This is a genomic window from Pseudomonas sp. S2_C03, assembly GCF_054668405.1.
In genome coordinates this window covers 2,420,271-2,442,952 of the sequence record NZ_CP162766.1, presented here as the reverse complement: position 1 = coordinate 2,442,952, position 22,682 = coordinate 2,420,271, and the positions used below count along the sequence as shown (strand labels likewise).

Sequence of the window (22,682 nt, the reverse complement as noted above, 5' to 3'; positions counted from 1 at the left end):
GGCTACGTCCTTGTTCTGGTGGATAGCAATTTGCCGCGCTCCATACCTTGGATTGCAGCGTGCAGAGTATTGCTCAAGTCAGACTATTCGTCGCGTGCTTGTTCGTTCCAGTTAATTTACTCAATTTGCGCCAACTGACGCAGGTAGTCGCCGAACCCGCCGCGAGCGCGACTGTCCAGGCGTGCACTGGTCAATACCTGGGGGCGCTGGCTCCAGGCGATGGTCGCACCGCAGCGCTCCAGTTGACGGACAAGTTGCACGTCTTCATCGCACGCCAGGTGTTCAAAGCCGCCGGCACGCCGGTAAGCCTCGGCGCTGATGCCCAGGTTGGCCCCGTGGATGTGCCGGTGACCGTCACGATACTGGTAGTGTTGGTGGTAGCGGATTTGCGCCGATTCATCGAAGCCTGAGTCCCACCGCTCCACGGTGACCGTACCGCACACCGCGTCGGCATCGAGCGCCAACTGCGCTACCAGCCAGTCATCCGCCACCCGGCTGTCGGCGTCGGTGCAGGAGAGCCAGCGCACGCCGCGGTCCAGCAGGAAGTGAGCCCCGATGGCGCGGGCCTGGCCAACGTTTCGTACCGAGATCTCCAGGGCATGCACCGGGTAGCCACGCACGATCGCCGCGGAGCGATCGGTGCAACTGTCGAGCACGACCAGCACCTCGACCGGCTCATCGCCCAGGCATTCGTGTTCAGCGGCGCGCAGGGCAGCGCGCAGGCAATCTTCGAGCAAGTCTTCCTCGTTGTGCGCCGGAATCAGGATGCCGATCATCGCAGGCCCTCGAGCGCGGCCACGGAACGCGGCTCGCGACTCCACAGTTCCAGGATGAAATCGGCTTCCTGATGCAGCACCAGGCGTGGCAGTCCCGAATGTTCGTGCAGCAGGTCATGCACCTGCCGAGCGTTCAATGGGCAACCTTCGATCGGCGGGCGCCAATGGCAGGCCAGCAGTTGCCCGTCGGCGGTCAGGGATTGCGCAGCGAGATCGATTACGCGCTTGAGGTCTTGCGCATCCAGGTAGTAACCGATTTCGCTCAATACGATCAGGTCGAAGTGCTCGTCCGGCCAGTCCCTGGGCAGGCGGCCTTGCTGCACCTGGGCGTGGTCGAACACACTCAGGCGCGTACGGGCCAGCGACACGGCGGCAGTCGCCGTGTCGCAACACAGCAGTCGGTCACAACGACCGGCCAGCTCGGCACTCAACTCGCCATTGGCACAGCCCGGTTCGAAAATGGCACGGTAGTGGGGTCGGGGCAGGGCGGCGAGGGTGATTGCGCGCTTGCGTCGTTCGTACCAACGCTGCCGAAACGCCCAAGGATCATCATTGCCAGCGAAGAGTCCATCGAAGTACCGATCCTCGACACTCATATGAATACCACCTCGAAGGGTTGCAGCAAACGGTCGATTACGTAGGGCGCCAGGACGGGTGGCAGGCCGATCTGTGGATCACCTTCCAATTGACTGGCGAAGGCATGGATCGCGTGACGCTTGCGGGCCACCCGTTCCGGCGTCAGAACAATTTTGCGCGCGCGGTGCCAGGGCACCAGGCGATCCTCGGGCTCGGCCCAGTGCCAGGTCCAGACCGGCAGTTCGTAGACAGTCGCACCCGCCCTCTGAACCGCCTCAGCCGTGGCACGGCCGACTGCCTCATGGTCACAATGACCATCCTCGCGCCAAGTGGTAAACACCACATCACCCGGTTGCAGGTAGCGTTCGATGAAGTCCGTCAATTGGGTTTCCCGGGACGCCACTTGACTGTCGGCAAAGCCGCCTCGCAGCCATTTCAAGTTGTGCAACGGCAACCCGAGTCGACGCAACGCTTCTGCCGACTCCTGCGGACGTATCACGCTCAGGCGCTCCACCGGCCAGCGTCGGGAGCCGGGGTGACTGGCACTGCCGTCGGTGACCGAAATCAGCTGCAACGGTCGACCGGCAGCAGCCAGTAGTTGCAGCAGGCCACCGCAACCGAGCACTTCATCGTCCGGGTGCGGCGCCACGACCACTGCGCGAGAACCGACGGGTACCAGGTCGAGGATATCGATTGTCTGCAATTGCGCCAGTTGGCTGGAGGTTTGCCACACACGCAGGGGCGTGCCCTGGCCGACGATGGGATTAGGTTTCATAACGTCCATGTGCTCCCGGTGACGAGTTGGCCCAAGGCTGCGAGATCACGTTCGGCGTGACTTTGGCGCAGGAACACCGGCAGGTCGGCACTCAGGCGGGCGAACCGACGATCCTTGCAATACGGGCCGGCACCCAGCGCGTGGCCGACATGCTGAATAACCTGCTCGGCGGCATCTTCCACCACGGCACGGGCCCGGCGGGCGAGGCGCTCCGCATTGTCCAGCGGTGCGGCATCAAGGCTCGATGCGCTGCTGCGCAACACCGTCGCGGCCGCCTGCAGCGCACAATCCACGGCGCCCAGGTGGGCGAGCGCATGGGGCTCTTGTCGCTCGGCGCAATGTTGTTGCAGGTGCTGCGCGAGGCTTTGGGCCGCGCCGTACCAGCAAGCGGCGATACCGATTCCGCCTTGCCAGAAACCCGGTCGACTCAGGTAGTCGCCGGGGTCACCGATGGCCTCGCCGACGGCGCCGTCAAACAGCACTTCCACGCTACCCGTGGTCGCCATCCCGACGGCCTGCCATCCCTGATCGGTGATGGTGACGCCAGGTTGGTCCAGCGCAACGGCCACCAGCTGCTGGCGGTCCTTTTCATCCCACGCTGTCACCAATCCATGGCTCACAACCGCCGCCCCGGAACACCAAGCCTTGCGACCGTGCAGCGTGACGCGTTGACCCTGGCGACTGACCCTGAGCCTTGCATTCGGCGGCTCGGCCGCCCACATGCCCCAAGTCCTGCCTGCCGGTACCGTGCCTCCCAGTTGCTCGATGATCGCCAGGGCGTCGGTGTGGCCTTCATACAGCTTGCACACGCCCAAGTCATGGGCGCCGACGGCCGCCAGGCTCTGGAAACGCTCCAGGGTACGTCCGCTGCCTGGCAACGGCAGCTGATCGAGCCCTACTTCCACCAGCGCGCGCAGGCATTGGCCTAATGCCGCTGTGTCCGGGTAGTCCGGCGGCTGGCGTTGCAGGAATGCCTCAAGCTCAGTCATCTTCCTCACGCTGCAATTCGAACATCAACAGAGAACGGCCGGTCACCGAGTATTCGTGTCCGAAATCGAAGCGCTCCTGGCCGCGGATGGACGGCTGATTGGTATCCACCAGACAGCTCCAGTAAATGCCTTCGGGCACCTCCGGCAAGGTGAAGTTGACGATGTCATGATGGGCGTTCACTACCAGCAGCAGCGTGGCATCGCCACCCTTGCGACGAATCCCGGTTTCCTGGGCGCGACCGTCGAGCAACATGCCCAGGCAGCGACCATGAGCGTCCTGCCATTGCTCAATGGACATCTCGTTGCCGTCAGGCGCCAGCCAGGTCACGTCCTTGACGCCGATGTCCTCGTTGTAACTGCCCACCAGGAAACGCCCGCGACGCAGGATCGGGTAGGCCAGGCGCAACTTGATCAGGCGCTTGACGAACTTGAGCAGGGCCTTGCCATCTTCGCTCAGGTCCCAATTGACCCAGCCGATCTCGCTGTCCTGGCAATAGGCATTGTTATTGCCGTCCTGGGTACGGGCGAATTCGTCACCGGCCACCAACATCGGTGTGCCCTGGGACAACAACAGGGTCGCGAAGAAGTTGCGCATCTGGCGATGACGCAGGGCGTTGATCTCGGGATCGTCGGTCGGGCCTTCGACGCCATGGTTCCAGGACAAGTTGTTGTTGCTGCCGTCCTGGTTGTTTTCGTCGTTGGCTTCGTTGTGCTTGTCGTTGTACGACACCAGGTCATTGAGGGTAAAACCGTCGTGGGCGGTGATGAAGTTCACCGAGGAATACGGGCGGCGGCCTCGCTGATTGAACATCTCGCCGGAGGCGGTCATGCGGCTGGCAAAGTCGGCCAGTTGGCCGTCATCGCCTTTCCAGAACGCGCGCACGGTGTCGCGGAACTTGTCGTTCCATTCCACCCAGCCGGGCGGAAACCCACCCACCTGATAACCGCCCGGCCCGCAGTCCCAAGGCTCTGCGATCATTTTCACCTGGCGCAGCACAGGGTCCTGGCGGCAGGCGACGAGGAAACTGTGGCGCTCGTCGAACCCGTCGTGATAACGCCCAAGAATGGTCGCCAGGTCGAAGCGGAAACCATCGACGTGCATTTCCGAGGCCCAGTAGCGCAACGAATCGGTGACCATCTGCAATACGCACGGGTGGCTCAGATCCAGGGTGTTGCCGGTTCCTGAATCGTTGATGTAGAAGCGCTTGTCATCGGGCATCAGCCGGTAGTAAGAGGCATTGTCGATGCCGCGCATCGACAGCGTCGGGCCCTGTTCGTTGCCCTCGGCGGTGTGGTTGTAAACGACGTCGAGGATCACTTCGAGATTGGCTTCGTGCAGGTGCGCGACCATCTCCTTGAACTCGGCGATCTTGCCGCTGGCCAGGTAACGCGGGTCGGGAGCGAAAAACGCAATGCTGTTATAGCCCCAGTAGTTGGTCATGCCCTTGTGCAACAGGTGCTGGTCATTGACGAAGGCGTGAATGGGCAATAACTCGACGGAGGACACGCCCAGCTTGCGGATGTGTTCCAGCACATCATCGACCATCAGGCCGGCGAAGGTGCCGCGCACGTTTTCCGGCACGGAGGGATGGCGCATGCTGATGCCGCGCACGTGGGTTTCGTAGATGATGGTCTTGTCCCACGGCACGCTGACGCGATGGTCGTGGCCCCACGTGTGGGCGGGGTCGATTACCTTGCACTTGGGCACGAACGGAGCGCTGTCGCGTTCATCGAAGCTCAGGTCGGCGTCAGGGTGACCGATGGTGTAGCCGAACAGCGCCTCGGACCATTTCAACTCACCGACCAGTTGTTTGGCGTAGGGGTCGATCAGCAATTTGTTGTGGTTGAATCGGTGACCGTTGGCCGGGTCGTACGGGCCATATACACGGTAGCCATAGATCAGCCCCGGATGGGCGTCCGGAAGGTAGCCGTGGTAGATCTCGTCGGTGTACTCCGGCAACTCGATGCGTTCCAGTTCCACCTCGCCGCTGTCATCGAAGATGCACAGTTCGACCTTGGTGGCGTTGGCCGAGAACAACGCAAAGTTGACCCCAAGGCCATCCCAGGTTGCGCCCAGAGGGAAGGGCAGGCCTTCGCGGATGCGCGAGGGCTCGGCGAGCGGTTCTGGCGCGGATTTTTTTGCACTGCTCATAGGGGGCTCCTGCAAGGGCGATGTTGCCATCCCTGTAGGAGCGAGCTTGCTCGCGATGGTCGCCAACGATGACGCTGGATACCTGACACCCTGCGGTGCCTGTGACTCCACCGCGAGCAAGCTCGCTCCTACAGGTATAGAGTTGTGTTGGTTTTTTCCGGGACGAAATCGTCCACCGTGGCGAGTGACCTCGCCACGCTTGCTTCACGGGTTAAACGTCAGACCGCGGGCGGTTTACGCGGCGCGCGAGGTTTTTTCTCGGTGGATTTTTCCCCGGGCGGAATCACCTTCGCCGCAGCGGCCGGCTTGGCCTTGGCTTGGTTTTTCGGCTCGCCCGCCTTGCCGTTGGCTACCTTGGTGGTGGCCGGCTTGGTGCCTGCTGCCTTGCTGCCGGCAGCCTTGGGCGATTTCTTGGGGGCCAGGGCTTCGGCCTCGGCAAGTTTTCGGGCCATCTCCCAATGCCTTGCTTCATGGCCCTCGGGTTTCCCTTCCGATTCCCAGATCTGATACGCAAATTCGCGAATGCGTTTATCGTCGGTACTCATCGCCATGCTCCTGAACTTAACTCAAACATTGGATTAAGAGATTGACCGGGGATTCCGCCAGCGCAGCACCAATCATCAGCTCCTTGTGGTGTGTGACTGCGACGCTTGCAAAAAGTCCCTTTAGATTTTCTTCGGGTGAGGTAAACGGCAACCTCACCCGAGTATCGCCCCACTGCGACGCGTCGATGTGCGGTTCTGCACTATTGTTCAGCAACGCGGCGCAACGGATCGGTACGATCACAATGGCCCGCTCGTTCCCCGCTGTGCGCACAAATGCCAGCACCCGATGGGCTTCGCTGCCAAGCACTTCCAGCGCCTCATAGGTGCCATGACGAAACAGCTCGGCATGTTCGGCACGCAACTGCAACGTGCGCGCAATCAGGGCTTGCTTGATGCGCCCATCGCGCCAGCTCGCCAACAGTTCGGGCAGCGGTACGGGGCTTGCCAGGCTTTGTTGGCGACGCACGTAGTCCACCGGTCGACGGTTGTCGGGGTCCACCAGCGAGAAGTCCCAGTACTCGTTGCCCTGGTAAAGATCGGGAATGCCCGGCACGGTCATGCGCAGCAAGGTTTGCGCCAGACTGTTGAGGGCGCCGGGGAGGGCGATGGCCATCGCGGCCTTGGCCAGTGCGGCACGCAACAGTTCCCCTTCGGGACTGAGCAACAGACGTTCGAGAAACTGCCGGGTGGCCTGTTCGTATGAATCGTTGGGCGCACTCCAGCTGCTTTGCAGCTTGGCTTCGCGCAAGGCCTTCTGTTGCCACTGCCACACCCTTTGCGAGTAGTCCTTGAGCCCGGCGCTGTCGTCACTGCGCAAGTCCAGCGGCCAACTGCCAAGCAACGCCTGATACAAAATCAGTTCATCGCCAGCGGAGGGCATCGAGTCATCGTCGCGCAACGGCCGCGCGAGCGTTTGCCACAGCGGCACCTGTTCGGCGAACCAGGCGCTGCGCTCGCTCAACACCGCCAACCGGGCACGGGTGTCTTCGCCGCGTTTGTGGTCGTGGGTGGCAGTGGCAAGCAGGTTATCGGGAAATACTTGCTGACGTTCGAGGCAGGCGGCATGGAAATCGGCAGGCGGGGCGCTGAACTGCTCCGTGCTGAAGCCTACGTCATTGCGCGACAACAGCACCGCCGAGCGATAGAACGCAGTGTCTTCCACCGCTTTTGCCGCTGCCGGCGAGGTCAGTTGCTGAAAGCGCACGCAAGCATGCTTGATGATTTTGCGTGAGCGCCCCCTCGGCCGTGTGCGCCAGGGTTCACCACCCAGCCACCTCGCCAGGCAATCGAGCACCGGCCAATCGGCTTCGCCCAGGGTTTGCCGTGCGCCGTCCATCGCTCGCTGGAAAAACACCTCGTCGTGCGTGGGTCGACCAACGGCATTGATGTAGGTCCGGTAGACGGGAAAGTGCACGATCAATGCCTGCAACGAACGGCGAATCGCCCCGAGGGTCAGGTCGCGAGTCATCAAGTCATCACGGGCCACCTGCAGCAGCGCCTGGGCGACACTCTCGAAATCGCCGGCCAGCGAACCATTGAGGATTTGCTGACGCGCCAGTTTCGCCTCCTGGAGGAAATCGGCGGGCCGTTCGCTGACGCGTTGCCACAGATCACCCAGAATTTGGGCTCCGGCGGGATCATGCTGCAACAACGACAATTGATTCATGAACTCATAACCGGTGGTGCCATCCACCGACCAGTCCCGGTGCAGGCTTTCGCCTTCGCCAAGGATCTTCTCGACGTAGATGGGCAAGTGCCGCTGCGGTGACAGGCTGTCGACCCGACGTCGCAATTTTCGGCAATAACCTCTCGGGTCAGCCAGGCCGTCGATGTGATCGATGCGCAGGCCATCGACAAGCCCTTGGGCGATCAATTCGAAGATTTTTGCGTGGGTGGCTTCGAATACCGCAGGCCGCTCGACACGCAGGCCACCGAGCTCATTGATGTCGAAAAAGCGCCGCCAGTTGATGTCATCTGCTGCCGTGCGCCAACTGGCGAGGCGATAGCTTTGCTGCTCGAGTAGTTGATGCAGACGCTGGAAGCCTGGTGCAGTCCGGGAATCGTAGGCCTCGAGGTTTTGCTCGATGATGTGCAGCACGGCAGGTTCCCGGGCGAGCTCGCGCAGCTCCTCCTGCAACGGCTTGGACAGGCCGTGGGCGTCGGACTGATAGCTCAAGGTGCTGAATCGTTCGGCCAGTGACTTGAGTTGTTCATGATCGGCACGCAGCAGTTCACCGTAATGCGTTGGGCAGATCGGAAAATGATGATCATAGTGCTCGACGAAAAATGCGCCCCGCTTGGCATCGAAGCGCAAGGGCAGGGTCCCTTCCTGCAACGCCACTCCGTAGTCACTGCCCAGGAACGGCAGCAGCAATTGGCCTTCCATCAAGGGGTCAGGCGAATGCCATTGGATGTCGAAAAATTCGCTGTAAGGGCTTAGGCGTCCCCACGCCAGCAGGTCCAGCCACCAGGGATTATCGCTGCCGCCGACGGCCATGTGATTGGACACGATATCGAGGACCAGGCCCATGTCGTGGGCGTGCAGGGCATCGACCAGGCGCCGCAGTGCAGCTTCCCCGCCCAGTTCCGGGTTGACGCTGGTCGGGTCCACCACGTCGTAGCCATGCATCGACCCGGCGCGAGCGCTCAGCAGAGGCGAAGCATAAATATGGCTGATGCCGAGGCTGGCGAAGTAGGGCACCAGTGGCACCGCTTGATCCAGGGTGAAACCTTTATGAAATTGCAGGCGTAACGTCGCGCGCAACGGTTGGATATCGGGCTGGCTCATCGGTCACGCTCGGCAGCCTGAAGACGTGCACAGGCGAGCAGTTCGAGGCGGCGGGCGGCGTCATCGCCGTCCAGCAGCGCCTCGCTGATGCCGGGCAGGCGCCGGGACCAGTTCGGATGGGTGTTGACGGTGCCGGGAAGGTTGGCTTGTTGTTCGATGCCCAAAGCATCCTCCAATGGCAAAAGAACCAGGGGGGCGCGGGTATGGCCAAGGAAGCGAATGGCCGCGTCCAGCACCTGGTCGGTTTCGTTGTGTTCTTCGCGAAAGTTCTGCGGGTCCTCGCTCAGCACCCGGCGCAAGCCTTCACGTTCGCGTTCGCGGTGCTGGCGCCATTCGATTTCGCCCTGGCCGTCGATCAGTCCGAGGCGCGAGCTCCAGTCAATGTCACGGCCGTGCCACCAGCCATTGAGCGTCGGCAAGTCATGGGTGCTGGTGGTGGCCAGCGCGCTGTCGGGCCAGTCGAGAATCGGCTTGAAATGGGCGTTATCCTGTTCGAACAGCATCACGCGCATGCCCAAAATGGATCGGTCGGTGAGTTTTTCCCGCAGCCCTTCCGGTACGGTGCCGAGGTCTTCGCCCGTGACGATGGCCTGGTGCCGATGGGATTCGAGCGCCAGCAAGCGCAGCATGTCGTCAAAGGGGTAATAGAGGTAGGCACCGTCGGCAGGCGATGCCCCGTTGGGGATCACCCAGAGCCGTTGCAATCCCATCACATGATCGATGCGCAGGCCCCCCGCATGGGCGAAGTTGGCCCGCAGCATTTCGATGAACGCACGGAAACCGTTGCGCACGAGGCCCTCGGGCGAAAAGGCGGAAATCCCCCAGCCCTGGCCCTGGCGATTGAGAATGTCGGGTGGCGCGCCAACGGTGAGGGACGCCAGCAATTCGTCCTGGCGGCTCCAGGCTTGGCTACCGCCACCGTCGGCACCCACTGCCAGGTCGGCGATCAAGCCAATCCTCATGCCGCTGCTGCGAGCCGCCGCTTGTGCACGCTCCAGGCAACGGGCGATCAACCACTGGCAGAATGCGAAGTAGCCGATGCGCCCGGCATTTTCTTCGGCGAACGCTGCCAGTGCTTCACTTCGTGGGTCACGCCATTGCTGCGGCCAGTCGCGCCAGTCCAGCGACTCGCCCCTGGCCGCGCGGATTTCCTGGATCGCTTCGAAGCGGCAATGGTTCTCCAGGGCCTCACCAGCCGCATGGCGAAAGCTGCTGAAATCGGCATGCAGCGGATGTTCACCGTGGACAAAACTTTCGTACAACGCCTGTAACAATCGCTGCTTGATTTCAGCGGCCACCGGCCAATCGATCAGCGGCAGTTCTTCAAGGTGCTTGAGGTCCGCCGCCAGGCCGGTGCTGTCGATGGCTGCGCGCAGCGCACGTTCGCCCAGGATTGCACCCGGCGCGGCATAGAGGCTGTTGAGGAACAGACGGCTGGAGGGTGAATACGGGCTGTAGCGCTGGGTGTCGCTGCTGAACATCGCGTGCAGCGGGCTGATCGCCACGGCGTCGGCACCTCGCTCGCCAGCCACACGCACGAGATCTTCCAAGGCCTGGGTATCGCCGAAGCCACCATCGCCGGGGCGACGCAGGGAGTACAACTGCACGCTAAGTCCCCAGGCACGGGGGATCGGGTTATCTACGGCATCGCCGACGCTGTAGCAACGGTTGGGGGCTACGGCGAGCGTAAACGACTGGCCATCGATTTCGACGTGCTGATAGCCCACCGGAATCAGGCCAGGCAATACCGCTTCGGCGTTCAGTTTCAGATTGAGTCGGGCGCCGTCCTCCAGGTGGATTTCGCAAGGCGTTTCAGGATCGAAGTAGTGCGACAGGTCGAGCCCGGCGCCACAGTCGACCGTCAGTAAAGGCGGCAACTGCCGCGTCTGTTGCACCTGCTGCAATTCGAGCAGGCTGGCGTCAATCTCCTGGGCGGTGCCGGCCGGGTGGCCCAGGCTCGTCAACACGTTGCGCAAAACCGCCGGGGCGACTTTTTGCGCGCGACCGTTGGCGTCGATCCAGTCCACCGCCAAGCCGGCGTGGGTGGCGAGTATTTCCAGTTGTGCATCGCTCATGGGCGCTCTCCATCCGGGGGTTGGGCTGCAGCCGAGAGGCTGACGAGCGCGCAATAAGGGGCCAGCGTGCCCCGATCCAGCAGGTCGGCGGATTGCGCCGGGTGTTCGAACAGCAGCGCAGCGTCGGCCTGTGGGGTGTGGACTACGGGCCGGTCGCTGAGGTTCAGGTCGATTCGCAGCAGGCTGCCATTACCGAGCCGCCAACGTGCCGAAACGGCTCCGGGAGCGAGCACGTCCGCGCCCAGGGCCTGGGTGCCGGGCAGGTGCTGCATCAGGTGCTCACGGCGCAGCCCAAGCAGGCGCCGATACAAAAGCTGGATGTCCGAGGGGGGGACGTCAGTCATTCGAGGGCGTGATGCCTCGAAGGTCTGTGGCGCATTCGGATCGGGAATCTGCTCACGCTTGTGAGGGTCGGCGAACGCGCTGAACGCCGCGAACTCGTTACGTCTCCCTTCGCGCACCAGCTTGGCCAATTCACCGTGGTGGCTGGTGAAAAACAAAAAGGGTTGCTCGGCGGCGAACTCGTCGCCCATGAACATCAAGGGGATCATCGGTGAAAGCAACAACAGTGCGGTGGCGGCTTTCAAGGCGTCGGGATGCGCCAACTGGTGCAAGCGCTCGCCAAACGCACGGTTGCCGATCTGGTCATGGTTTTGCAGGAACAGCACGAATGCGCTGGGTGGCAGGTGGCCACTTGATTCGCCGCGGGCTTCGCCATGGCGATTGATGTGTCCCTGGAACACAAAACCCTGACTCAGGCAGCGAGCCAGTTGTTCGGTGGGATGGTCGGCATAATCGGCGTAGTACGCATCTGTTTCCCCGGTCAGCAACACATGCAGGGCGTTATGGCCGTCGTCATTCCACTGCGCGTTGTAGCCTCGCTCCAGCAGGCTGGCCTGGTTGTGTTCGTTCTCGACCGTCAGCCACACATGCCGCGCAGGATCGACGTGTTCACGCACCTGTTGCGCCAGTTCCTGGAGAAAGTCCGGACTTTCGATGGCATGCACCGCATCAAAGCGCAGCCCGTCGAAGCGGTACTCGAGCAACCACATCAAGGCATTGTCGATGAAGAAATCGCGCACCTCGCGCCGGCGAAAATCGATCGCCGCGCCCCAGGGCGTGTGTTTGTCTTCATTGAAGAAGCCCTTGGCGTACCGATGCAGATAATTGCCGTCGGGGCCGAAGTGGTTGTAGACCACGTCGAGAATCACCGCCAGGCCATGGCCGTGCGCGGTGTCGATCAGATGCTTGAGTTTTTCAGGTGTCCCATAGGACGCCTGGGGCGCGTAGGGCAGGACCCCGTCGTAGCCCCAGTTGCGATCTCCCGGAAATTGCGCGATGGGCATCAGCTCGATGGCAGTGATGCCCAGGTCCACCAGTCGTGCCAGATGTTCTTCCACACCACTGAAGCCGCCCAGCGCACCGACGTGCAGTTCGTAAATCACCGCTTCGTTCCATGGGCGTCCCAGCCAGTGAGTGTTCTGCCACTCATGGGCCAAGGGGTCGACCACGATGCTGTGCCCGGTGATATCGCCATCCTGCGCCCGGGAGGCCGGGTCCGGGACACTGATCTCTCCATCAATATTGAAGCGGTAGCGGGTGCCAGCCTTGCAGCGGGTCTTGATCACGAACCAGCCATCAGCCTGAGGCAGCAGCGGTAAGGATTGTCCATTTTCCAATTCGACACTGACAAAAAACGCATCAGGCGCCCACAAGGCAAAACGCGTGTGTTCTGCGTCCAGCATGATTGCGCCGTGGGGCCAGGTTTCAAGGGTCCGTAACGGCATTACCAAAAACCTCTTATTGTTTGTGCGATTTCCCCAAGGCCTTCACGACCAGTTGCTCATAGAGATCCGCATAAGGTTCGACGGCTTTGCTCCAGTTGAACGGTGCCGCCATGGCGCGGCAGCGCATGGCATTGAGCAGGTCTGGAAATTCGAACACCTTGAACGCGCGGCTCAGGGCCTCCTGGTAGCTTTCAACCGTGGATTCGTCGAACAGGAAACCGGTCACACCGTTTTCGATGGTGTCGGCCAGGCCGCCGGTATTGCGTGCCACCGGCAACGAACCGAAGCGTTGGGCGTACATCTGGCTCAAGCCGCAAGGTTCGTAACGCGAAGGCATCAGCAGGAAGTCGCTGCCGGCGAACATGCGCCGAGCATCGGTTTCATTGAAACCGATGCGAACGCCAATCCGCCCTGGGAAGCGCAGGGCCAGTTCGCGCATGGCCTGTTCTTCTTCCGGCTCGCCGCGACCGATGATCGCGATCTGCCCTCCGGATTTGACGATGTACTCGGATACCGCTTCGGTCAGGTCCAGGCCTTTCTGGTAGACCAGGCGGGAGACCACCGCAAACAGTGGGCCTTGTGAATCATCCAGGCCGAACAGCTCACGGACATGGGCGGCGTTGACGGCCTTGCCTTCCCAGTCGCCGATGGCGAACGGGCGGAACAGGTGCGAATCGGTGGCAGCGTCCCAGCTTTCGTCGATGCCGTTGGGAATGCCACTGAGCAGGCCCTGCTGAGTCTTGGAGGCGAGGAAACCGTCCAGGCCGCAGCCGAACGCCGGGGTGGTGATTTCCTGGGCGTAGGTGGCGCTGACCGTGGTGATATGGCTTGAATAGGCCATGCCGGCCTTGAGGAACGACATCTTGCCGTAGAACTCCATGCCTTCCTGTTGCAGGGCATGGTCCGGAATACCCAGCTCAGGGCAGGAACCGAGGCTGATGACGCCCTGGTAGGCCAGGTTGTGAATGGTAAACAGGGTCGGTGTGCGTTGCCCGCGCCAGTGCATATAAGCGGGAGCCAGGCCGGCAGGCCAGTCATGTGCGTGGACGAGGTCCGGGCACCAGTGAATCTGCGCCAGATTTGCGGCGATATCGGCGGCGGCCAAACCCAGCCGGGCGAAACGGATATGGTTGTCCGGCCAGTCGCGACCATTGTTGGCGCCATAGGGCGAGCCTTCACGCTCATAGAGTTCAGGGCAGATCAACACGTAGATAACCAGTCCGTCGGGCATGTCCATGCGCCCGATCTTGCAGGGAGGCAATGCGGCGTGCCCGCCCAGTTCGCCGATGATGTGAATCGGGTTTTCGCTGTGCAGCACCTGAGGGTAACCGGGGATCAGCACCCGGACATCGTGCAAGTGGGCCATCGCCCGCGGCAGTGCTGCGGAAACGTCGCCCAGGCCGCCGGTTTTCACCAGATCGGCAATTTCCGAGGTCACAAACAGTACGCGCTTTCGGTTGGGATTCTGACGGGGCACCGGCGTCATTGTCCGGCTGCCAGTAACGCTGATGGGCTGGGCACCTTGGGTGCTTAATGCGCTCGATTCCCCGACCGGCTGATGAGCACGCTCTCCCTGAATATCCAATGCCGCACTTATCATCTGAATCTCCCGTGTCGTTGATCTGTTTCAAATCTGGCAAACGGTGTTTCGAGGCCAAATCCTGTGGCCAGGCGCAAACGCACACCGCATCAACCAAAGGTTCTGGCCGTGCGATCAAGCAGATTGGCTGGAGTGGACGCTGCAAGGAATGCACCAGTCGCAACGCGCCTACCTGTCAGATGACCGATCACGCTCAGCAAAAGTTTCGATTATTTTTGCGCTTTGTGACCGACCGGTTTTGCTACGAGAAAATGAGTCTAGGCCAGAACTTAGAGCGGTGAATCGCGGATAGCAAAATTGTTCGACAATCGGTCCAAAGCGGTACGGACGTCCCGAAAGGTGATCTGAAAGTTCCGACGAAGTGCACGTTTTTCCCGGAAAAGGCCCCAAAAAGTCACCGCGTCGTCACATCAATGTGCAATGTCCGCAACGTGATGTGCACTGAGGTGGTGCGCGCGCAGGTCCCGCTTTTGGCTGAACCGCTGCCTGACGGTCACCCGGACTGCCTTGTTATAGTTCGGACCTCATTTTTGCCCGGTTAAAAAGGATCACCGCCATGTCCCAATACAGCGCGTTCACAGTCGAGCTGGTCGATAACATTGCCCACGTGCAAATCAATCGCCCGGAAAAGATCAATTCGATGAACGCCGCTTTCTGGAGCGAAATCATCGATATTTTCCAGTGGGTCGATGACACCGACGAGGTGCGCGTTGTGGTGCTCAGCGGTGCCGGCAAACATTTTTCCTCCGGCATCGACCTGATGATGCTGGCGGGGGTCGCCAACGAGCTGGGCAAGGATGTGGGCCGCAATGCGCGCCTGCTGCGCCGCAAGATCCTGGCGTTGCAGGCGTCCTTCAATGCCGTGGACAACTGCCGCAAGCCGGTGCTCGCCGCTATCCAGGGTTACTGCCTGGGCGGGGCCATCGACCTGATCGCAGCCTGCGACATGCGCTACGCCGCCGAGGATGCGCAGTTCTCGATCAAGGAGATCGACATCGGCATGGCTGCCGACGTCGGTACGCTCCAACGCTTGCCGCGGATCATCGGTGACGGCATGCTGCGTGAACTGGCTTACACTGGTCGCTCATTCGGCGCCGAGGAAGCGCGCAGCATTGGCCTGGTCAACCGCGTCTACGCTGATGCCGCCAGCCTGCTGGACGGCGTCATGGACATTGCTCGAGAGATCGCCAGCAAGTCGCCGATTGCGATCGGCGGTACCAAGGAAATGATCAGCTACATGCGCGATCACCGCATCGACGACGGCCTCGAATACGTCGCCACGTGGAACGCCTCCATGCTGCAATCCAACGATTTGCGCGTGGCCATGGCCGCCCACATGAGCAAACAGAAACCCGAATTTCTGGATTGATTGACAATGATTTCACGCTGGACCACCGCAGTACTGGACACCGATCAACCGGGCGGCTTGGCGGTTGCGCGCAGCCCTGAAGGCTTTTTGTTCGATGACAATGGCGCACTGTTCCCGCGCGAATGGCTCAAGCGCCAGGACCTGTTGCTGATCGCCGAGCATGGCATCGGCCATCTGGACGGCGAACCCGTCTACCTGCTGGAGCTGCGTAGCAGCGCTGATGTGCCGGGTTGCAACTGGAAAGGCCTGCGGGCGTTCATGCTCGATGGCGACCACGTGATCTACAAGGTGCTCGGCTATGCGGCGCAGATCGGCACCTGGGCCCGTGAACACCGCTTTTGCGGCAATTGCGGACAGGCCACGCGGCAGGTCAGCCTGGAAAGGGCGATGTACTGCGAACCTTGCGATTTGCGGTATTACCCGCGTATTTCCCCGAGCATGATCGTGCTGATCACCCGCGGCGATGAAATCCTGCTGGCTCGCTCACCGCGCTTTGTCACCGGGGTCTACAGTACGCTGGCAGGGTTTGCCGAACCGGGGGAGTCGGCCGAGGACTGCCTGATTCGCGAGGTGCGCGAGGAAGTGCGCATCGAGGTGAAGAACATCCAGTACATGGGTAGCCAGTGCTGGCCGTTCCCGCATTCGATGATGCTGGGCTTCCACGCCGAGTACGCCGGGGGCGAGATTGTCTGTCAGGAAGATGAGATCGAGGACGCCCAGTGGTTCAATGTCCACGAGCTGCCGCCGTTGCCGGCGTCACGCTCGATTGCCCGTTACCTGATCGACGTCTATGTGGCGCGCCGTTTAGGCCACGCTGAACCAGTGCTGCCAGGCTAGGCGCACCGTCAGGCCCAGCACCACGGTGATGAACACCGGGCGAATGAACTTGGCGCCGCCGCTGATGGCGGATCGGGCGCCAAAGAATGCACCGACCATCACCGACAGGCCCATGCTCAGGCCAATGATCCAGTCCACCTGCCCGGAAAAGACAAACACCGACAGCGCCGCGATGTTGCTGACGAAGTTCATGCTGCGCGCCACGCCACTGGCCTTGACCAGATCGATGGGGTACATCAGCAGGCTGCTGACGGTCCAGAATGCTCCCGTGCCAGGACCGGCCACGCCGTCGTAGAACCCGAGACTGAAGCCTTGGGTCGACTGCCATTTCTTCTTGATCGGCGCGTTGGCATCCAGCGGCGCTTTTGGCGTGCCGCCGAACAACAGGTAGATGCCACAGGCAAAGACGATCACCGGCAGCATCTTGTTCAACCATTCGGCAGGCAGGTAATGAGCAACGACGGCGCCCGTCAGCGCACCGATCAGGGTGCCGACGATGGCGTGCGTCCATTGACGGGGATGAAACAGCTTGCGCCGATAGAAGGTGAAACTGGCGGTGGCCGAGCCGAAGGTCGAACTGAGTTTGTTGGTCCCCAGCACCAGATGCGGCGGTAGGCCAGCGGTCAGCAACGCTGGCGTGGTCAACAGCCCGCCACCGCCGGCAATGGCGTCGATGAAACCGGCAATGAAAGCGACGATGGCCAGAATGGCGAGTGTGGTGAGGTCAACGCTGAGTTCGAAAGGCATGGAATCGGCTTAATTCGGCAGGGTGCAGCAATGGGCTGCGGGGAAGGGCCGATATGTTACCTGTATCCAAAGATTGCGGCGACCTGTAGGAGCGAGCATGCTCGCGATGGAGGCCGGGACACCGCTGGGTGTCAGGCTGCCAGCGTTATCGTTGGCGACCATCGCGAGCGTGCTCGCTCCTACAGGGGTTGGTTATATCATTTTGTGGTGGGCCCATTCCCAATCTGCCACACATACGGCGGCTCGGTCCCGTTGATCGCCCAATCCCCGACAATCCGGGCCTTGTAGATCACCGGGTTATGCGAGGACACCGTGCGCGCATTGCGCCAGTGACGATCCAGGGATTTGCCTTCGCGGATGTCCGAAGCCCCCAGCGCATTGAACAGCTCACTGGTGGCCCGCTGAATCAACTCCGAGACCACCACCTGGGCTTTGGCCGATTCGAGTTCCGCATCGACATTGGCCGTGCGTTCCTGCGCTTCATTCCCCGAAAACCGCGCCAGGTAGGCTCGTTGCGCCGGCTGCGCGGCTTTCAAGGCGCTGGCCTCGGCGGCGTACACCAGCGCTGCCACTTCACCCACCACTTGCTGGACCTGCGGGTCATCACTGACACGCGGGGCATTGCCATGGCTGTAAATACGTTTGCGGGTACGGACCTGCTGCGCCACATCGCGCAGTGCCGCACGACCGATGCCGGCCAGGGTGGCGAGCAGCACCAATTGATAGAACGCCGTCTGGTATTTGAAGCGCGTGGCGAAGTCGATGATGTTGTCTGCGTCGACCTCGGCATCCACAAACCGCGAAGTGCCACTGCCGGTCGTGCGCTGGCCGAAACCGTCCCAGTCATCGCTCTGCACGATGCCTGGCTGGCGCGTGCGGACGGCCGCGATCACGTCCCCGCCGGTGTCGCTGCGCTGGGCATAGACGTCGATCCAGTCGGAAAACAGGCTGCCGGTACTGTAGAACTTCTCGCCATTGAGTCGCCAGCCGTCGCCTTGGGGCGAGACCTTGGTTATGACGTCGCCGATGGTCACGTTGCCGATTTCCGTCCAGGCGCAACCGACGATGTCACCTTCGACGAAACGTTTGAACCACAGGTCCCGGGTCGGCCCGGGCGTTGCGTTAAGGCGGTCCTCGGCAAAGGCGAAATGCCCGCGCAGGGCTTGGGGGACATTGGAATCGGCCTCGGCCAGTTCGATCAGCAATTCAAACAACTGCGGTAAGGAGGCACCGCCGCCCCCGTATTCAACCGGCACCCGCACGGCGCCGAACCCGGCTTCCTTGAGCCACTGGATCGGCTCGTGCGGTAGGCTGCGGGCCTGCTCGCGCTCGACCGCACCGGCGGCGATGCGCTGGAAGATCGGCCGGAACCGCGCGGCCAGGTTTTCGTAGTCGGTGCCAACGGACAGCGGGTTGATGATCTGGTGTTCGGTCATGGGGACAGCTCCTTGGATCGGCAGTGGATGCCAAGGGGGATTGCAGGGTCCATGCCGGGTGCAGAGGGCCGGGGTTTACAGGGGGTGGACGTAATAAATCGCCTGTAACTGTTGCTACACCAACAGCTGCAGCACAATTTGCCCTGACACACCACAGCCCCCTGTAGGAGCGAGCTTGCTCGCGATGGTGGACCAGGCACCGCTGGCTCGCAGGTAATCCGCATCATCGTTGACGTCCATCGCGAGCAAGCTCGCTCCTACAGGGGGCGGAATCCTCGGTGGCACACTTGCTGCTCTACCCCTTGGCACATCCCAACGTCTCGAGGACATGCCAATGAGTCAGCAAGCCGTCAAATTTGCCTACTGGGTGCCGAACGTCAGCGGTGGGCTGGTGGTCAGCAAGATCGAACAACGCACCCACTGGGGCATCGACTACAACCGCAAGCTGGCGCAACTGGCCGAGGCGGCGGGGTTTGAATATGCCCTGACGCAGATTCGCTTCACGGCCGGCTACGGTGCGGAGTATCAACATGAATCGGTGGCCTTCAGTCACGCGTTGCTGGGAGCGACGACCACGCTCAAAGTGATTGCCGCGATCCTGCCCGGGCCGTGGCAACCCGCCCTGGCGGCGAAACAACTGGCGACCATCGACCAACTGACCAACGGCCGTATTGCAGTGAACATTGTCAGCGGCTGGTTCAAGGGCGAATTCCAGGCCATTGGTGAACACTGGCTGGAGCACGATGAACGGTATCGCCGCTCCGAAGAGTTCATCCGCTCGCTCAAGGGGATCTGGAGCCAGGACAACTTCACCTTTCGCGGTGATTTCTATCGTTTCGACAACTACAGCCTCAAGCCCAAGCCTTTGGGCCAACCCGAAATCTTCCAGGGCGGCAGCTCCCGTGCTGCACGGGACATGGCCGCGCGGGTGTCGGACTGGTACTTCACCAACGGCAACACCCCGGAGGGCATCAAGGCGCAGGTCGACGACATCCGCCGCAAGGCAGCGGCCAACCATCACTCGGTGAAAATTGGCGTGAACGCTTTCGTCATCGCCCGCGACACCGAGGAAGAAGCCCGCGCGGTACTTGCGCAGATCATCGATCAGGCCGACCCGGAAGCGGTAAACGCTTTTGGCGATGCGGCAAAGCAAGCGGGCAGGGCGTCGCCGGAGGGCGAGGGGAACTGGGCAAAATCGACTTTCGAGGATCTGGTGCAATACAACGATGGCTTCAAAACCAACCTGATTGGCACGCCTGAGCAGATTGCCGAGAGGATCGTGGCATTAAAAGCGGTGGGAGTAGATCTGGTATTGGCGGGGTTCCTGCATTTTCAGGAGGAGGTGGAGTATTTCGGGCGGCGCGTGTTGCCGTTGGTGCGGGAATTGGAGGCGCAATTGAAACAACCTGAAGTGGCCTGATCCTGTGGGAGTGGGCTTGCCCGCGATGAGGGTGTGTCAGTCGATATTTGGTTACCTGACACACCGCCATCGCGGGCAAGCCCGCTCCTACAACGTATTTAAAGGCCCAACTCAGACAACCCGGCATGATCATCTGGGCGACGACCCAGCGGCCAGTGGAATTTGCGCTCGCTTTCCTTGATCGGCATGTCGTTGACGCAGGCGAAGCGGTGGGCCATCAGGCCGTTCTCGTCGAACTCCCAGTTTTCGTTGCCGTAGGAACGGAACCAGTTGCCCGAATCGTCATGCCATTCATAGGCGTAGCGCACGGCGATGCGGTTGTCGGTGAAGGCCCAGAGTTCCTTGATCAGGCGGTAGTCCAGTTCCTTGGCCCATTTGCGGGTCAGGAAAGCCTTGGCTTCTTCGCGGTTGTAGGCGAATTCGGCGCGGTTACGCCATTTGGTGTCGAGCGTGTAGGCCAGCGACACGCGCGCCGGGTCGCGGGAGTTCCAGCCGTCTTCGGCCAGGCGGACTTTCTCGATGGCCGATTCACGGGTGAACGGCGGCAACGGCGGACGAACTTCAGCATTGGACATTTCTGTGCTCCTAATTGAAAGTCAGTTAAAGCAAGTTGTCGGGCTTGGTTAAAGCGTTACAGGTCCAATAACTTTCGCGCCATGCATTGCGCATTATCGGCGGCACTGAGATCACCCATGACCAGCGCGAGGGTAATGGCGCCGTCGATCAAGAGCAGCAGCTGTTTGGCTTGCGTCTCCGGATCGGTTGCACCATGTTCGGTACACAGCTCGCACACGTAGTCGAGCAGTTTCTGTTTGTGTTCTTTTGCCACCAGGCGCACCGGGTCTTGCGGGTCGCCGGTTTCGCCACTGGTGTTAATGAATGCGCAACCCCGAAAGCCATCGGAGGCGAACCAGGTGCCGAGTACGGTAAACAGGTTGAGCAGGCGGTCGGCCGGCGTCGGGGCCTGGTCGACAGCCGTTCTGTACCAGTGCATCCAGCGTTCGTCGCGTCGTTGCAGGGCGGCGACGACCAGATCCTCCTTGTTGGCGAAGTAGCGGTAGATGCTCTTTCTGGAGACGCCGGCGGTTTTCACCAGGAGATCCATACCGGTGGCAGCGATGCCACTTTTGTAGATCAACTTTTCGGTGACATCCAGAATGATGTCGCGTGTGTCGTTGCCAGTGATTTCGTTCATGGGCATACAGTAGAACGATCGTTCTCCTTGGTCAAATATTATTTTGGTTTTATCTGCGCGGGCTTTATCGCGGACAAGCCCGCTCCTACAGGGAACGCATTCCACACCGTAGGAGCGGGCTTGCCCGCGATGAGGCCCGCGCAGACACCCACAAGACCCCAGCCCCTCCTTGGTGTAAGCTCTCCCATTCTGTGAATTCGACCCATTGCGAGTCTTATGCCGTCGCTTTTCAAACGCTCCCTGCTGCCAAAACTGCGCAGTTTCCCGCTGACCGCCGAGTCTGTGTCCTTCCTGTCTGGCGCTGCCGAGTTCCGCCGTTGCCTGCTGGAAAAAATCGCCGCCGCCACCCAGCGCATCTACATCGTCGCGCTGTACTTGCAGCAGGACGAGGCGGGTCAGGAAATTCTCGATGCCCTGCACGCCGCGAAACTGGCCCGTCCAGAACTGGATGTGGTTGTGGTGGTGGATTGGCTGCGCGCCCAGCGTGGCTTGATCGGCGCGGGCAAGCAGCCGGGGAACTCGGCGTGGTACCAGGAAATGACCCGCACCCACAAAAGCGTGGTGCCGGTATACGGCGTGCCGGTGCAGACCCGCGAGCTGTTTGGCGTGCTGCACTTGAAAGGGTTCGTGATCGACGATTGTGTGATCTACAGCGGCGCGAGCCTTAATAACGTGTACCTGCACAAGTTCGACAAGTACCGTTACGACCGCTATCACCTGCTCAATAACCGCGCGCTCGCCGACTCGATGCAGCACTTGATCGAGCATGGCCTGGTGGCATCCAAAGCCGTCCATCGCCTGGACTTGCCCAACCTGCCCACCACCCGCAGCCTGCGCAAGGACATTGGCGATCTGCGCAGTCGACTCAAGTACGCCGCGTACGACACCACGTCTGGCAATACGGACAAAACGGGTTTGACTGTCAGCCCGCTGCTGGGCGTCGGCAAGAACAACCCATTGAGCCGGGTGATCTGTGAACTGATCGCCAGCGCCCAACATCAACTGACCATCTGCACGCCGTACTTCAACCTGCCGCTGGCGGTGACCCGGGAAATCAACCGGGCGCTGGCACGAGGGGTGAAAATCGATATCGTGGTCGGCGACAAGACCGCCAACGACTTTTACATCCCGCCGAGCGAGCCATTCAGGGTGATCGCGGCGCTGCCTTACTTGTACGAGATCAGCCTGCGGCGCTTCGCCAAACGCCATCACCGCAGCATCGACAGCGGCCAGTTGAACCTGCATTTGTGGAAGGACGGCGATAACACCTATCACCTGAAGGGCATGTGGGTCGATCAGCGTTACACCTTGCTGACCGGCAACAACATCAACCCACGAGCGTTCCGCCTCGACCTGGAAAACGCCTTGCTGATCGACGACCCCAAAGGTGAATTGCTGGAGCCGCGACGCAAGGAATTGGGGGAGATTTTCCAGCACACCACCCGGATCGAGCGCTACCAGGCGCTGGAGACCCTGCCGGAGTACCCGGCAGGGGTGGCAAAGTTTCTCAAGCGGGTGAGTCGGGTGCGGATCGAGCGGTTGCTTTACCGCATTCTGTAAAGCCGGGAAACTGATGTTGGGACGGCTGGCCTCATCGCGGGCAAGCCCGCTCCCA

General features: G+C 61.3%; 18 protein-coding genes. 4 read left to right on the top strand and 14 right to left on the bottom strand.

From position 1 onward, the window contains the following. Positions 1-116 precede the first annotated feature (116 nt). From AB4N64_RS11055 to glgA, 10 genes are all read right to left on the bottom strand, one after another. Positions 117-776, bottom strand: coding sequence for a glycosyltransferase family 2 protein (locus tag AB4N64_RS11055; protein WP_460125353.1), 660 nt, complete (start codon positions 774-776; stop codon positions 117-119). Continuing rightward, a complete protein-coding gene (locus tag AB4N64_RS11050) occupies positions 773-1,372 on the bottom strand; it encodes an SAM-dependent methyltransferase (RefSeq protein WP_460125351.1) in 600 nt (199 codons plus the stop codon). The genes AB4N64_RS11055 and AB4N64_RS11050 overlap by 4 nt, the downstream gene beginning before the upstream one ends. Beyond that, the gene (locus tag AB4N64_RS11045) at positions 1,369-2,127 is read right to left on the bottom strand and encodes a PIG-L deacetylase family protein (RefSeq protein ID WP_460125348.1); all 759 of its coding nucleotides are present in this window, start codon (positions 2,125-2,127) and stop codon (positions 1,369-1,371) included. The genes AB4N64_RS11050 and AB4N64_RS11045 overlap by 4 nt, the downstream gene beginning before the upstream one ends. Then, positions 2,124-3,116 (bottom strand): acyl-CoA dehydrogenase, encoded by a 993-nt coding sequence (locus AB4N64_RS11040; protein WP_460125345.1) that lies wholly within the window; start codon positions 3,114-3,116, stop codon positions 2,124-2,126. Before AB4N64_RS11040 ends, AB4N64_RS11045 begins: the two co-directional genes overlap by 4 nt. Then, complete coding sequence (gene glgX, locus AB4N64_RS11035; protein WP_460125342.1) at positions 3,109-5,268, bottom strand: glycogen debranching protein GlgX; 2,160 nt, start codon at positions 5,266-5,268, stop codon at positions 3,109-3,111. The genes AB4N64_RS11040 and glgX overlap by 8 nt, the downstream gene beginning before the upstream one ends. A gap of 218 nt (positions 5,269-5,486) precedes the next feature. Then, positions 5,487-5,813, bottom strand: a complete 327-nt coding sequence (locus AB4N64_RS11030) for a DUF2934 domain-containing protein (protein ID WP_460125339.1) — start codon at positions 5,811-5,813, stop codon at positions 5,487-5,489. A 16-nt stretch (positions 5,814-5,829) separates the two neighbouring features. Next, positions 5,830-8,601, bottom strand: a complete 2,772-nt coding sequence (locus tag AB4N64_RS11025) for a malto-oligosyltrehalose synthase (protein ID WP_460125336.1) — start codon at positions 8,599-8,601, stop codon at positions 5,830-5,832. Next, entirely contained in the window at positions 8,598-10,676 is a 2,079-nt protein-coding gene (malQ, locus tag AB4N64_RS11020) for a 4-alpha-glucanotransferase (RefSeq protein WP_460125334.1), read from the bottom strand. The genes AB4N64_RS11025 and malQ overlap by 4 nt, the downstream gene beginning before the upstream one ends. Beyond that, positions 10,673-12,463 carry a malto-oligosyltrehalose trehalohydrolase gene (gene treZ / locus AB4N64_RS11015; protein WP_460125331.1) on the bottom strand — a complete coding sequence of 597 codons (1,791 nt, stop codon included), beginning with the start codon at positions 12,461-12,463 and terminating at the stop codon, positions 10,673-10,675. The genes malQ and treZ overlap by 4 nt, the downstream gene beginning before the upstream one ends. Positions 12,464-12,476: 13 nt before the next feature. Beyond that, positions 12,477-14,063 carry a glycogen synthase GlgA gene (glgA, locus tag AB4N64_RS11010; protein ID WP_460125328.1) on the bottom strand — a complete coding sequence of 529 codons (1,587 nt, stop codon included), beginning with the start codon at positions 14,061-14,063 and terminating at the stop codon, positions 12,477-12,479. 556 nt (positions 14,064-14,619) lie between these two features. Here glgA and AB4N64_RS11005 point away from each other — a divergent pair. Further along, positions 14,620-15,432: a crotonase/enoyl-CoA hydratase family protein gene (locus tag AB4N64_RS11005; protein ID WP_460125325.1), complete on the top strand. Its 813-nt coding sequence runs from the start codon at positions 14,620-14,622 to the stop codon at positions 15,430-15,432. 6 nt (positions 15,433-15,438) lie between these two features. Further along, positions 15,439-16,269 (top strand): NAD(+) diphosphatase, encoded by an 831-nt coding sequence (nudC, locus tag AB4N64_RS11000; RefSeq protein WP_460125322.1) that lies wholly within the window; start codon positions 15,439-15,441, stop codon positions 16,267-16,269. On the opposite strand, the gene AB4N64_RS10995 is transcribed toward nudC, so the two are convergent. Together AB4N64_RS10995 and AB4N64_RS10990 are read right to left on the bottom strand one after the other, a co-directional pair. Continuing rightward, positions 16,237-17,016, bottom strand: a complete 780-nt coding sequence (locus tag AB4N64_RS10995) for a TSUP family transporter (RefSeq protein ID WP_460125319.1) — start codon at positions 17,014-17,016, stop codon at positions 16,237-16,239. The genes nudC and AB4N64_RS10995 overlap by 33 nt on opposite strands. Before the next feature lie 197 nt (positions 17,017-17,213). Continuing rightward, the gene (locus AB4N64_RS10990) at positions 17,214-18,452 is read right to left on the bottom strand and encodes an acyl-CoA dehydrogenase family protein (protein ID WP_460125315.1); all 1,239 of its coding nucleotides are present in this window, start codon (positions 18,450-18,452) and stop codon (positions 17,214-17,216) included. A 334-nt stretch (positions 18,453-18,786) separates the two neighbouring features. Here AB4N64_RS10990 and sfnG point away from each other — a divergent pair, with 334 nt between their 5' ends. Continuing rightward, positions 18,787-19,872, top strand: coding sequence for a dimethylsulfone monooxygenase SfnG (sfnG, locus tag AB4N64_RS10985; protein WP_460125312.1), 1,086 nt, complete (start codon positions 18,787-18,789; stop codon positions 19,870-19,872). Positions 19,873-19,970: 98 nt separating this feature from the next. Here the strand turns inward: sfnG and AB4N64_RS10980 are convergent, their stop codons facing one another. Both AB4N64_RS10980 and AB4N64_RS10975 read right to left on the bottom strand, forming a co-directional pair. Then, entirely contained in the window at positions 19,971-20,447 is a 477-nt protein-coding gene (locus tag AB4N64_RS10980) for a nuclear transport factor 2 family protein (protein WP_460125309.1), read from the bottom strand. 56 nt (positions 20,448-20,503) lie between these two features. Continuing rightward, the gene (locus tag AB4N64_RS10975) at positions 20,504-21,067 is read right to left on the bottom strand and encodes a TetR/AcrR family transcriptional regulator (RefSeq protein WP_460125306.1); all 564 of its coding nucleotides are present in this window, start codon (positions 21,065-21,067) and stop codon (positions 20,504-20,506) included. Between the two features lie 216 nt (positions 21,068-21,283). Here AB4N64_RS10975 and pssA point away from each other — a divergent pair, with 216 nt between their 5' ends. Then, the gene (gene pssA, locus AB4N64_RS10970) at positions 21,284-22,627 is read left to right on the top strand and encodes a CDP-diacylglycerol--serine O-phosphatidyltransferase (RefSeq protein ID WP_460125303.1); all 1,344 of its coding nucleotides are present in this window, start codon (positions 21,284-21,286) and stop codon (positions 22,625-22,627) included. The last annotated feature ends 55 nt before the right edge of the window (positions 22,628-22,682 follow it).